General features: G+C 60.6%; 13 protein-coding genes and 1 pseudogene. 6 read left to right on the top strand and 8 right to left on the bottom strand.

From position 1 onward, the window contains the following. Nucleotides 1–91 precede the first annotated feature (91 nt). From ACSQ9D_RS14980 to ACSQ9D_RS15015, 8 genes are all read right to left on the bottom strand, one after another. Nucleotides 92–427, bottom strand: coding sequence for a cytochrome C oxidase subunit IV family protein (locus ACSQ9D_RS14980; RefSeq protein WP_436282871.1), 336 nt, complete (start codon nt 425–427; stop codon nt 92–94). Nucleotides 428–436: 9 nt separating this feature from the next. Continuing rightward, nucleotides 437–1162 (bottom strand): heme-copper oxidase subunit III family protein, encoded by a 726-nt coding sequence (locus ACSQ9D_RS14985; RefSeq protein WP_436282872.1) that lies wholly within the window; start codon nt 1160–1162, stop codon nt 437–439. A gap of 10 nt (nt 1163–1172) precedes the next feature. Further along, nucleotides 1173–1883, bottom strand: a complete 711-nt coding sequence (locus ACSQ9D_RS14990) for a cytochrome c oxidase subunit 3 (RefSeq protein ID WP_436282873.1) — start codon at nt 1881–1883, stop codon at nt 1173–1175. Next, nucleotides 1880–3655, bottom strand: coding sequence for a cytochrome c oxidase subunit I (gene ctaD / locus ACSQ9D_RS14995; protein ID WP_436282874.1), 1776 nt, complete (start codon nt 3653–3655; stop codon nt 1880–1882). The genes ACSQ9D_RS14990 and ctaD overlap by 4 nt, the downstream gene beginning before the upstream one ends. A gap of 55 nt (nt 3656–3710) precedes the next feature. Beyond that, nucleotides 3711–4520, bottom strand: coding sequence for a cytochrome c oxidase subunit II (locus ACSQ9D_RS15000; protein ID WP_436282875.1), 810 nt, complete (start codon nt 4518–4520; stop codon nt 3711–3713). Between the two features lie 141 nt (nt 4521–4661). Next, nucleotides 4662–5048: a c-type cytochrome gene (locus tag ACSQ9D_RS15005; protein WP_436282876.1), complete on the bottom strand. Its 387-nt coding sequence runs from the start codon at nt 5046–5048 to the stop codon at nt 4662–4664. 190 nt (nt 5049–5238) lie between these two features. Continuing rightward, the gene (locus ACSQ9D_RS15010) at nt 5239–6240 is read right to left on the bottom strand and encodes an LLM class flavin-dependent oxidoreductase (protein WP_436283841.1); all 1002 of its coding nucleotides are present in this window, start codon (nt 6238–6240) and stop codon (nt 5239–5241) included. A gap of 121 nt (nt 6241–6361) precedes the next feature. After that, nucleotides 6362–8671, bottom strand: coding sequence for a methyl-accepting chemotaxis protein (locus tag ACSQ9D_RS15015; RefSeq protein ID WP_436282877.1), 2310 nt, complete (start codon nt 8669–8671; stop codon nt 6362–6364). 242 nt (nt 8672–8913) lie between these two features. Between ACSQ9D_RS15015 and ruvC the strand changes: the two genes are divergently transcribed. The 6 genes and pseudogenes from ruvC (at nt 8914) to ACSQ9D_RS15045 (ending at nt 12273) form a co-directional block, all read left to right on the top strand. Next, nucleotides 8914–9426, top strand: coding sequence for a crossover junction endodeoxyribonuclease RuvC (gene ruvC, locus ACSQ9D_RS15020; protein ID WP_037126768.1), 513 nt, complete (start codon nt 8914–8916; stop codon nt 9424–9426). Between the two features lie 55 nt (nt 9427–9481). After that, the gene (locus ACSQ9D_RS15025) at nt 9482–9745 is read left to right on the top strand and encodes an AbrB/MazE/SpoVT family DNA-binding domain-containing protein (RefSeq protein ID WP_436282878.1); all 264 of its coding nucleotides are present in this window, start codon (nt 9482–9484) and stop codon (nt 9743–9745) included. 85 nt (nt 9746–9830) lie between these two features. Beyond that, a pseudogene (locus ACSQ9D_RS15030) lies at nt 9831–9911 on the top strand (DNA-binding protein); the annotation flags it as partial. A gap of 13 nt (nt 9912–9924) precedes the next feature. Then, on the top strand, nt 9925–10542 hold the full coding sequence (gene ruvA / locus ACSQ9D_RS15035; RefSeq protein ID WP_436282879.1) for a Holliday junction branch migration protein RuvA: 618 nt from the start codon (nt 9925–9927) through the stop codon (nt 10540–10542). Nucleotides 10543–10620: 78 nt separating this feature from the next. Further along, complete coding sequence (ruvB, locus tag ACSQ9D_RS15040; protein ID WP_007802580.1) at nt 10621–11661, top strand: Holliday junction branch migration DNA helicase RuvB; 1041 nt, start codon at nt 10621–10623, stop codon at nt 11659–11661. 48 nt (nt 11662–11709) lie between these two features. Continuing rightward, nucleotides 11710–12273, top strand: coding sequence for a DinB family protein (locus tag ACSQ9D_RS15045; RefSeq protein WP_436282880.1), 564 nt, complete (start codon nt 11710–11712; stop codon nt 12271–12273). The last annotated feature ends 5 nt before the right edge of the window (nt 12274–12278 follow it).

Here is a 12278-nt window from a genome sequence, read left to right on the forward strand (position 1 = left end):
CTTGCAAGTGAACATAAGAGCGATCTCGCCAAGCCGGCGTCTCTCACCTTATCGACAGGAAAATGCGGCAGGCCTGTTCCAGGGGCACCGGTCAGGAACCGGCGCCGCCGAGGAAGGCAAGCCGGGTGAAGATCGTGTAGTGTGACTCGGACGCCATCATCGCCACGAAGACCAGAACGAGCATCGGCGGCAACAATATCGCATAGACGAGCGCCAGCCGCTCCCATGCCATGTGCATGAAGATGGCAACGATCAGCCCTGCCTTCAGCATCATGAAGACGATGATGAGCGTCCAGCGCAGATAGCCCTGAATGCCGAGATAATCGACGAGATAGGAAAAGGTGCTGAGGACGAAGAGCAATCCCCAGACGACGAGGTAAAGCCGGATCGGATGCTGTTGACCGGAATGCGCTTGTGCCTGTGCCATAATGCGACCTCACCACAGATAGAAGAACGCGAAGATGAAGACCCAGACGAGGTCGACGAAGTGCCAGTAGAGGCCCATGATCTCGACGACCTCATAATTGCCCTTGCGGCTTGTGAAGAAGCCGCGCCTGCCCGTATCGAAGTCCCCGCGCCATACCTTGCGCGCGGTAATCAGCAGGAAGATCACGCCGAAGGTCACGTGCGTGCCGTGAAAGCCGGTGATCATGAAGAAGGATGATCCGAACTGTGCCGCGCCCCACGGGTTTTCCCAGGGGCGCACACCTTCGGTGATGAGCTTCGTCCATTCGAAGGCCTGCATTCCGACGAATGTGGCGCCAAGAAATGCGGTCAGAAGCATCAAGGCAGCCGTTTTCCCACGCTCACGGCGATAACCGAAATTAACGGCCATGGCCATCGTGCCGCTGCTGCTGATCAGAACGAAGGTCATGATCGCGATCAGGATCAGCGGGATCTCCTGCCCGCCGATACTGAGCGCAAAGACCTCGCTTGGATTGGGCCAGGCAACCGGCGTCGACATCCGGGCGGTCATATAGGCCAGCAGGAAACAGCCGAAGATGAAGGTGTCGCTGAGGAGGAAGATCCACATCATGGCCTTGCCCCAGGAGACATTCTTGAACGCCCGCTGGTCCGAGGCAAAGTCGGCCGCAACGCCACGCAGCCCGCTGGCGTGCGGGAGGACTACATCTTCGGTATCCATTCGGGTCAGTTCGGCCATTGTCCACCCCTTAGGAAACGAGTTGGCGGCAGAGGTCGACGAAGTCGTTCGCCCAGCCGGTGAAGAGCGCGAAGAGAAGGAGCCACACCACAAGCATGAAGTGCCAGTAGGTGGCGCAGAGTTCGATGCCGAGGCGCAGCCTGGCGGATGGAGCGGTGCTGTCGGTGAGCAGTCTCACCCGTGTTCGCGCAAGCACTGCCAGCCCACCGACAATGTGGAGGCCGTGCAGCCCCGTCAGCATGTAGAAGAAGCTGTTTGCCGGGTTATCGGCCAGCACATAACCCGCCGCAACGAGCTGCAGCCAGGCCACGATTTGCCCGGCGAGAAACAGGAAAGCAGTGACGAGCGCCACATCGAGCCCCAGTCGCATGCCCTCATCGGCGCCGCGGCGCGCTTCGGCCACAGCCCATTGCAGGGCTGCACAGCTGGCGATCAGTACCGCCGTATTCGCCCAGAGAAGCCGAGGCACGGGGATCGCCCACCAATCGGCACCACTCATTCGCGAAAGATAAGCGCTGGCCAACAGGGAGAAGAGGGCGCCGACAACCGCGAGGAAAATGCCGAGGCCGATCTTGGCGGCGGGGACGGGCGGCTTCGCCGGTCCTTGGATATCGTCGAGCGTGCCGACCTCCATCCATGGCTTCGACATCAACCTTTGCCCCGACATCCACCAGATGACGATCGCGGCTATTCCCGCGAGGAAGACGAGAACGACGCTCATGCCGGCTCCCTCGACAATCCGGCCGTTGGCGGCTGGTTCTGGGGTATGAAGTCTTCGGCCGCCCCCGGGACACTGTAGTCGTAGGCCCAGCGATAGACGATCGGAGGGTCCTTACCCCAATTGCCATGGGCGGGCGGCGTCTGTGGCGTCTGCCATTCGAGGGTCGTCGCCCGCCACGGGTTGCCTCCGGCGTCGCGACCTCGAAACAGGCTCCAGACGAGATTGAACAGGAACACCAGCTGAGCCGCGCCGACAACAAGCGCGGCGACGGAAATGAACATGTTCAGCGTATGCACAGAGGGCGGAATGAAGACCGTGTCGCCAAGCTCGAAATAGCGGCGCGGCACGCCCACAAGACCCACGTAGTGCATCGGGAAGAAGATCGCGTAGGCACCGATGAAAGTAACCCAGAAATGGATCCGCCCGAGAACCTCGTCGAGCATCCGCCCCGTAACCTTCGGGTACCAGTGATAGATTGCGCCGAAGATCACCATGATGGGAGCCACACCCATCACCATGTGGAAATGCGCAACCACGAACATCGTATCGGACAGCGGCACATCGACCACGACATTGCCCAGAAAGAGCCCAGTCAAGCCGCCATTGACGAAGGTTACGATGAAGCCGATGGCAAACAGCATCGGCAAGGTCAGATGGATATCACCCCGCCACAGCGTCAGCACCCAGTTATAGACCTTGATCGCGGTCGGCACGGCTATGATCAGCGTCGTCGTGGCGAAGAAGAACCCGAAGTTCGGGTTCATGCCGCTGACGTACATGTGATGCGCCCAGACGACGAAACTCAGGGCCCCGATGATCACGATCGCCCACACCATCATGCGGTAGCCGAAGATATTCTTGCGGGCATGCGTGCTGATCAGATCGGAGACGATGCCGAAAGCCGGAAGCGCGACGATATAGACTTCCGGATGGCCGAAGAACCAGAAGAGGTGCTGGAAGAGGATCGGGCTGCCGCCCTCGGATTTCAGCTGTTCCCCCATTTCGACGATGGCAGGCATGAAGAAGCTGGTGCCGAGCAGCCTGTCGAACAGCATCATGACTGCAGCGACGAAAAGTGCCGGGAACGCGAGCAATGCCATGACGGTGGCGGTGAAAATACCCCAGACGGTCAATGGCATCCGCATCAGCGTCATGCCGCGCGCCCGCCCCTGCAGCACGGTGACGACATAGTTCAGTCCGCCCATCGTGAAGCCGATGATGAAGATGATCAGCGAAGACAGCATCAGGATGATGCCCCAGTCGCGCCCACCCGGCGTACCGGAGGTCAATGCCTGCGGCGGGTAGAGCGTCCAGCCGGCGCCTGTCGGACCGCCGGGCGCAAAAAAGCCCGCGACAAGCACGATGACGGCGAGCAGGTAGAGCCAATAGCTCAGCATGTTCGCATAGGGGAACACCATGTCGCGAGCGCCGACCATCAAGGGGATGAGGTAGTTGCCGAAGCCGCCGAGGAAGAGCGCGGTCAGCAGATAGATCACCATGATCATCCCGTGCATGGTGATGAACTGGTAATAATGATCCGCGTCGATAAAGGAGAAATAGCCGGGGAAGCCGAGCTGCAGGCGCATCAGCCACGACAGGACCAGCGCCACGAAGCCGATCGCGAACGCCGTCATGGAATATTGGATGGCAATGACCTTGGCATCCTGGCTGAAGACGTACTTCGTCCACCAGCTCTTCGGATGATAGAGCTCGACATCCGCCACCTCGGCAGGCGGGATAACGTCGCCGGCACTGGTTGGAATATCAACCATCGCATGCCTTCCTTCCTCCTCCCGTCACGGCCGCTGCCTTGGCCGTAACGCCGGCCTATTTGGCCGGTTCAACCGCTGCCATCAGCTGCGAGAACGTCTGTTGCTGCGCAAGCCACGCCTGATAGGCGTCCGCCTCGTCGACAACGACCGTCCCTCGCATCTGTGGATGTCCGACGCCGCAGAGCTCGGCGCACAGCACTTCGAATGTGCCCGTGCGCGTCGGCGTGAACCAGAAATAGGTGACCGAACCGGGGATCATGTCCATCTTTGCCCGGAACTCTGGAACATAGAAATCATGCAGCACATCGACCGAGCGTAGGTGAACGCGGATCGGCTTGCCGAGCAGCAGATGCAGTTCGCCCCCTGAAATGATGATATCGTCGAGCCCTGCTGGATCGTTCCTGATCACGCCAAGTGGATTGTCTGCTGAAACCGCCCGATTGTCTGCTCTCCCGAGCTTGCCGTCGGCGCCCGGCAGCCGGAAATTCCAAAGCCATTGCTGGCCGACGACTTCGATTTCGCCAGCGTCCGGCGGAACCGTCACGAACTGGTTCCAGACGACGAGGCCAGGTGCCAGCATCGCCCCCACACCAAGGGCCGTGCTGCCCGCAAGCCACCATTCGAGGCGCTTGTTCTCCGGCTCGTAGGCCGCCTTGTGGCCGGGCCGATGACGGAAGCGATAGATGCAATAGGCCATGAACGAGATCACCGCCACGAAGACGATGCCGGTGATCCAGAACGTGATGATGATGGTATTGTCGATATAGTTCCAGTTCGAGGCGATCGGAGTCCACCACCACGGGCTGAACAGATGGAATGCCACCGACCCGATGACGATCAGAACGAGAACGAGAACGACAACCATGCGTTCCTCCCAAGCCACCGCATGCGGAAATTACCCGCAATCCGTCGGCACTTACGTTACGACTATCTCATAAACGATGCATCACGGCAATGCCACGAGTGAGGCCTCCAAATCAGTCGGCGAGGCCGCAATAAGCTGATTTCATTTCGAGAATTGCTTGAGATAGGCAATCAGATTGGTAATCTCGCCATCATCCTTCAGGCCGACGAATACCATCTTCGTTCCCTTAACCTTCAACTTTGGGTCGTGAAGATAATCGCGTAGCGTCGCCTCATCCCAGACCAACCCGGCTGTGCCCGCGGCCTTCATCGCCGGTGAATAGGCAAAGTTTGGATGCGTCCCGGCAGTTCGACCGAACACGTGGTTCAACGACGGTCCGACCTTGTTCTTGTCGCTGTCGGCAATGTGACAGACCGCGCACTTCTTAAATATCGTTTCCCCGGCCGCCGCATCGCCTTCTTGGGCGATGGCAGCCGAGGTGGGAAGACAGATCAGTGAAATCAATACAGCAAGACCACGGTAACGCATCGCAAGCCTCATCCTCCAAAGGTTGCTCGAAACCGACCGCGCGCGATTTGCGGCGTGCGCCGTCCATCATATTTTTATCGCCACAACGCCGTGCAAACGACATGTGTGATCAAGCAAAGCTATGGTCCGGCTGCGTTAAGTCAATTCGCACAAATGGCTGTGGGGCCTGAACCGCCCGCGATGCGCGACATTAGGCCGCAGCGCGGAGGAAGTTTCTGAGCCCGGCAAACAGCTCGACCGACTTCAATCTCGCCTCGATATCGTGGATCGGCATGGAGATGATGACTTCGTCCGCTTCCGTCTCGGCCAGGAAATCGGTGAGCTTTGCCTCCGCCGTCGTCTGCGAACCGACGACGGCATAGCGCAAGGTGTGCTCCACCGTCAGTTTCTCCATCGGCGACCAGAAGCTCTCCATATCCTCGACAGGACGCGGAAACTGGCCGCGGACGTTGCGGCGCAGATTGACAAACTGCTGCTGGGCGGAGGTGAAATGATACTGCGCCTCCTCGTCCGTCGCGGCGACAGAACCCATGACACCGACCATGACATAGGGCTTGTCAAGCACGGCAGATGGCTTGAAGCGACTGCGATAGATGTCGATGGCATCAAGCAGCGAGTCCGGTGCGAAATGCGAGGCGAACGCATAGGGCAACCCCAGCATCGCGGCGAGTTGCGCACTATAGAGACTGGAGCCCAGCAGCCAGATCGGCACGTTGGAATTCATGCCTGGAACAGCGAGGATCGCCTGGTTCTCAATCGGCGCGCCGAGCAACTGCTGCAATTCGACGACGTCGTTCGGAAAGCTCTGCGCCCCGGCGTCGAGATTGCGTCGCAGAGCCTGTGTGGTGCGCATATCGGTGCCGGGCGCACGTCCAAGGCCGAGATCGACTCGGCCCGGAAACAGCGCCTCAAGCGTTCCGAATTGCTCTGCAATGACCAGCGGCGAATGGTTCGGCAGCATGATACCACCGGAGCCGATACGGATGCGCTTCGTCGCCGCGCCGACATGGCTGATCACGACGGCCGTCGCCGCACTGGCGATGCCCGGCATGCCATGATGTTCCGCAAGCCAAAAGCGGTTGTACCCGAACTCTTCGGCCTTCTGCGCCATGCGCGCCGAGCCCTCGAGCGACTGGCGGATCGTCCCGCCTTCTGGAACAGGAGAGAGATCGAGGATGGAGAAGGGAACCATGGCGATGCCTGTCGATAGTTGGAAGGACAGGTCTATGTAGGTGTGCGACGCGCCCATTCCAAACGAGCTGAAAAAGAAAAAGGGCCGCTCTCCCGGCCCCCTCATTCATCTCCCGATCGCGTCAAGCCCGACGTCTCAGGACGTGCACCTCAGCACTCTGATGCCCCTGGGTCAGCGTGAAGTTCGCCAGCTGTCGGTCCATCTCCACCGCTTCGGTTGCGAGCCGGTGGATCGCTGCAGTGGTCTCCTCGACCATTGCAGCGTTCTGCTGCGTCATCGCATCCAGCTCGGACACTGCCGTGTTGATCTGCCGCAGCGTGTCCGCCTCTTCGCGCGTCGTTTCCATGATCTCGCTGATCTGGCCGTTGATCGCCTCGACGTGGCTGCCGATCCCCATCAGCGCGTCGCCGGCACGCTCGACGAGAGAGACACCCATTTCCACCTCGCGCGTGGACTTCTGCAGCAGGCTCGCGATTTCCTTGGCAGCGCTCGACGAACGCTGCGCCAGTTCGCGCACTTCCATGGCAACGACAGCAAAGCCCTTGCCGGATTCGCCGGCACGCGCTGCCTCGACGCCGGCATTGAGGGCCAATAGGTTGGTCTGGAAAGCAATCGCCTCGATGACGGCGATGATCGAGTTGATCTGGCGCGACGAGGCCTGGATCGCCTCCATCGCGGCAATCGTCTCGCGCATGATCTGGCTGGAGCCGGTCGTCTCCCGCTTGGCGTCGCGGGCGATGCGCTCTGCCTGTTCGGCACGCTCGATCTGAACGCGGACCGACTGGGTGATCGCATCGATGGCATTGGCAGTCTCGGTGATCGAGGCGGCCTGACGCTCGGTGCGGCCCGCCAGTTCATCGGCGCCGGTGCGCATTTCCTCGGAACCCGAGCGCACAGCCATGGAGTTGCCGCCGATCGCCGTCATCGTTTCGCTGAGGGCAGCCAGCGCTTCGTTGAAATTGATGCGCAGGCTTTCGAGCTCGTTCGGGAAGCGGGTCTCGATCTGATAGGCAAGATCGCCATTGGCAAGGTGATGCAGGCCCTGGTCGATCGCTTGAACGACCTCCTGTAATGTCCTTGCTTCCGTCTCGCGCTCGGCCATGTGCTGCTGGCGATCCCGCTCCGCGCGAGCCCGGGTTTCGTTGCTGGCGGCTTCCAGTTCGCGGCTTTCAACCAGCGACTGCTTGAACCTTGCCAGTGCCTTCGCCATCGTGCCGATCTCGTCGCCGCGGTTCTGGCTGCCGATCTCGACGGCGAGGTTGCCGTCGGCGACATCGCGGGTGACGCCGGCAAGGCGGGCAAGCGGCGAGAAGAGCCGCTTGGTGATCACCGCGGTCGCCACGGCCATGACGACGAGAACACCGAAAGCAATCATCGTCAGCAGCGTTGCGATTTCGAGGGAGCCGGCGTTGAGTTCGCTGAGCCGCACGCTTTCCACGACGAGGAAGCGGGAACCCTGGTAGTCGATGCCGCGGACATAGGCCCGCGCCAAGCCATCGGCACGATCGAAGTCGTCGACCGTCATACCTTTCGCCGAAAGCGCGTCCTTCGCGAATGTGAAAGGCGCGGTATCGAGCGTGACGAGCTGGCCGGCGGCGTTCACGCCGATAGCCGAGCCGCCATCCGAGATGATCGCCGCCTGCGCTGTGCTGCCGGCGACAATGCCCTTGGCGAGGATGCTGGTGATGATGTCCTCACGCACCTTAAAGAGCATTACACCCTTCGCGGCACCAAGCTTGACGATCGGCACGGCGTAGAAGATTGCCGCCTTGCCACTCGCCGCGTCGACGCGAAGACCGGAAAAGCCCGTCGGCGCGGAATCGTCTGTCGCCTTGGCCGTGTTCTCGATCGCCTTGGCGAAGGCCAGACCGGCGCCGGTCGACTTCCATGCGTCGGTCTTCAGGTTTTCAGCGAAATCGTCGTTCTTCCTGTAGGAGTAGAGAACGTTGCCATCGAGATCGGTAATCAAAAGGTCGCTGAAGGCGGTGTTCTCGAGGTCACGGGCCACCTCGCCTTGCGTCGTCTCATGGTTGGAATAGTAGAAGCCGCTCGGCGCCTCCGGCTTCATCAGCTTCTCGCGCTGGTCGGCCGGGTTCGGATTGTTGGTGATGAACACCTTTTTCAATTCGGCCCGGGCATCGCCCGAAGTCTTCTCGATGGTCTTCCAGCCGCTCTTCAGGCTTGTGATCGACATCTGCAGCGCTTCGATGCGCGCAATCGAGTTCGCCTGGTTTTCCAGCTGCTCAAGCTGATCCTGCAGCATGTCGCCGCGGAAGATCAGGACGCTTTCCTTTGCCTTGAGCGCCTGTTCGCCGGAAATGCGGCTGCTGGCGAAGTAAGCGAGGACGTTGATGACCGCGATCGACAGTGCGGTCAGCAGAATGAAGGTGGCGATGACCTTGAAGGACAGGGATTGAAATCTCTGAACCATGAACGATGAACCCTTCCGGAACGGCCCTTACCGGCAGGACGCGGAAACGCCCTGCCGACTGACCTGAAAACAGAACACGGGAGCCTTGCCCTCTCAGGAAGGGAGCTCCTCTGACATTTTATGGATCAAAACTCGGCTACGGAGCTTAAATTGCCGTAAACAGCCGCCCTGAAAAACAAGGAATGTTTTTGTTTTGTTCACTTATCGATGGCAGTTATTTCACGAGTGCAATAGGGTGAAGCATGCAACATACGATTCGCATCATCGGCGTTGATCCGGGCCTGCGCCGCACCGGTTGGGGAATTATCGACACGCTCGGCAACTCCCTGCGCTTCGTCGCTTCCGGGACTGTCACCTCGGACGGCGACATGGACCTGGCCTCGCGCCTTTGCCAACTGCACGACGGCCTGGCGGAAGTCGTGCATAGCTACAAGCCGGATGAGGCTGCCGTCGAACAAACCTTCGTCAACAAGGATGCCGTGGCGACACTGAAGCTCGGCCAGGCGCGCGGCATTGCCATGCTGGTCCCTGCCCGTGCCGGATTGCCGGTCGCAGAATACGCTCCAAACGCCGTCAAGAAGGCCGTGATCGGCGTTGGCCACGGCGAGAAGAAACAGATCCACATGATGCTGAAGATCCTGATGCCGAAGGTCGAGTTCAAGGGCGACGACGCCGCCGACGCGCTCGCGATCGCCATCTGCCACGCCCACAACCGCGGCAGCAGTCGCATCCGGCAGGCAGCGCTTGCAGGATAGCCTGTTCTTGACTTGTTCTCATCGCATGATAAGTCATACCGGAGAGGTATTACCATTGCGCGTGACTGAAAAAGGCCAAGTGACTATCCCGAAGGACATCCGGGACCGATTGAATGTCGGCCCTGGATCGGAAGTGGATTTCATTGCCGACGACAAGGGGGCTAGGCTGGTTGTCGTCGCCGATGGCAGATCAGTATCCGAGGACGACGTCGAAACTTGGCTGAAGAGCGTTTCGGGGACGTTCGACACCGGCGGCATGACTGCGGACGAGTATATCGAATGGCTTAGGGGACCGCGCGATGACCTCGGTCCTCGTTGACACGAACGTCTTCATCGACGTGTTCGGTCCGGAGGCACGTTTCAAGGAATGGTCGTCCGAGATGATCCTGCGGCTCAGGCCGCGCCGCCTGCTGACACGCGATGCCGCGCGCTATCGCACCTACTTCCCCTCGCTCGACATCATCTCCCCTGAAACCCATTCCTGACGGACTTCCATTTATGATCGGCAAGCTCAAAGGCACCATCGATGAAATCGGCGAGGATTATGTGCTCGTCGACGTCCACGGCATCTGCTACGTCGCCTTCTGCTCGGCGCGCACCCTGTCTCGGCTCGGCTCTGTTGGCGAGGCCTGCGTGCTTTTCATCGAAACCTACGTTCGTGAAGACCAGCTGAAGCTCTTCGGCTTCATGACTGCCCTGGAGCGGGAGTGGTTCAACCTCCTGCAAAGCGTTCAGGGCGTCGGCGCGAAGGTGGCTCTCGCCGTGCTTTCCACACTGCCGCCGAGCGAACTTGCGACCGCCATCGCGCTGCAGGATCGCACCGCCGTCTCGCGTGCCCAAGGTGTCGGCCCCAAGGTTGCTGTGCGCATCGTCACCGAACTCAAGAACAAAGCGCCGGCCTTCGCGGGAGAAGCGTCCGGCACCATCGGCCTCAAACAGGAGCTCGGCGAAGGTGTTGCCGCGGCTCCGGTTGCCGATGCGGTATCGGCGCTGACAAATCTCGGCTATTCGCGTGATCAGGCTGCCAATGCCGTTGCGGCAGCAATGAAGACCGCCGGTGAAGGCGCCGATAGCGCCAAGCTGATCCGGCTTGGGTTGAAGGAATTGGCTCGCTGATCATCTGCCCGGGGCGGGTGCCAAAGCCGCCCGCTTGGTGTATTGGTCGCGAGCGTTTGAAGATTGGGAAATGCCAGCATGAGTGAAGCAGCGCGCCTGATATCCTCGGAAAAGCGAGGCGAAGACCTGGATGTGACGCTGCGGCCGCAATCGCTTGACGAATTCACCGGCCAGGCGGAGGCGCGCGCCAACCTGAAGGTCTTCATCGAGGCTGCGAAGAACCGTGGCGAAGCACTCGACCACGTGCTTTTCGTCGGCCCACCCGGGCTCGGCAAGACGACGCTTGCGCAGATCATGGCGAAGGAACTTGGCGTCAATTTCCGCTCGACCTCCGGCCCGGTCATCGCCAAGGCGGGCGATCTTGCCGCCCTCCTGACCAATCTCGAAGAGCGCGACGTGCTCTTCATCGACGAAATCCACCGGCTCAACCCGGCTGTCGAAGAAATCCTCTATCCCGCAATGGAGGATTTTCAGCTCGACCTTATCATCGGCGAGGGCCCCGCCGCGCGCTCGGTCAAGATCGACCTGTCGAAGTTCACCCTCGTTGCCGCGACGACGCGCCTTGGCCTGCTGACCACGCCGCTGCGTGACCGCTTTGGCATTCCCGTCCGTCTGAGCTTCTACACCGTCGAGGAACTGGAGCTGATCGTTCGTCGAGGCGCACGCCTGATGAACCTTCCCATGACCGACGAGGGCGCGCGAGAAATCGCGCGGCGAGCCCGCGGCACGCCACGCATTGCCGGTCGCCTGCTGCGCCGGGTGCGCGATTTTGCTGAAGTGGCCAAGGCCGAGGCTGTCACCCGCGAGATCGCCGACGAGGCGCTGACACGGCTCCTCGTCGACAACATGGGCCTCGATCAGCTCGACAAGCGTTATCTCAACATGATCGCGGTCAATTTCGGCGGCGGCCCCGTCGGTATCGAAACCATCGCCGCAGGCCTTTCCGAGCCGCGCGATGCGATCGAGGACATCATCGAGCCCTATATGATACAGCAGGGTTTCATCCAGCGTACTCCGCGCGGCCGCGTCCTGACCGCGACGGCCTGGAAGCATCTCGGCATGCAGCCTCCCAAGGATCTCGAGGCCGCGCAGTTTCGCTTGTTCCAGGAAGACGACTGAGGCCTGCGAAGCTATTCGGGTGGCGCCGTCAAGAATGGGAGTTATCTGATGCCGACGTTCGACCCGTGCAGGACCGCCCGCAAGCTCGCCTACAACAATGCGCTTGCGAACCACCGGCTGCATGGCGCTTGCGGCCGGTTGATGCCCGGGGAGTTCGAGGCTGTTCGCGTAAGTTTCTTTCCGTCGATCAAGGCAACGCTCAACCACATTCTGACGGTCGATTGGTTTTACGTTGATGCGCTGGAAGGCGGCACATTGGGGCCGTCCGCCTGGGACATCGAGGAACCGTTCGACGATATCGCAACACTTGCGACCGAACAGGCCAAAGTCGATCGCCGGCTGGTCGCATTCTGCGAAGCGGCGACCCCGGAAAAGCTGGCGTCGGTGACCGAGATCCATCGCACCGAACGCATCCAGCGCGAGCGGATGGAAGACGTTTTGAACCATCTGTTCCAGCATCAGACACATCACCGCGGTCAGGTTCACGCGATGTTGGCGGGAACGAGCGTGCCCCCGCCACAGCTCGACGAATTCATCGTCGCAGACGATGGTCGATTCCGCGGCGGCGATATCGCCGCCCTCGGCTGGAGTGAAGACGACTTGATGCGCTAGAACTT

The sequence above is a fragment of the Rhizobium sp. LjRoot258 genome (assembly GCF_964254185.1).
Taxonomy (GTDB): Bacteria; Pseudomonadota; Alphaproteobacteria; order Rhizobiales; family Rhizobiaceae; genus Rhizobium.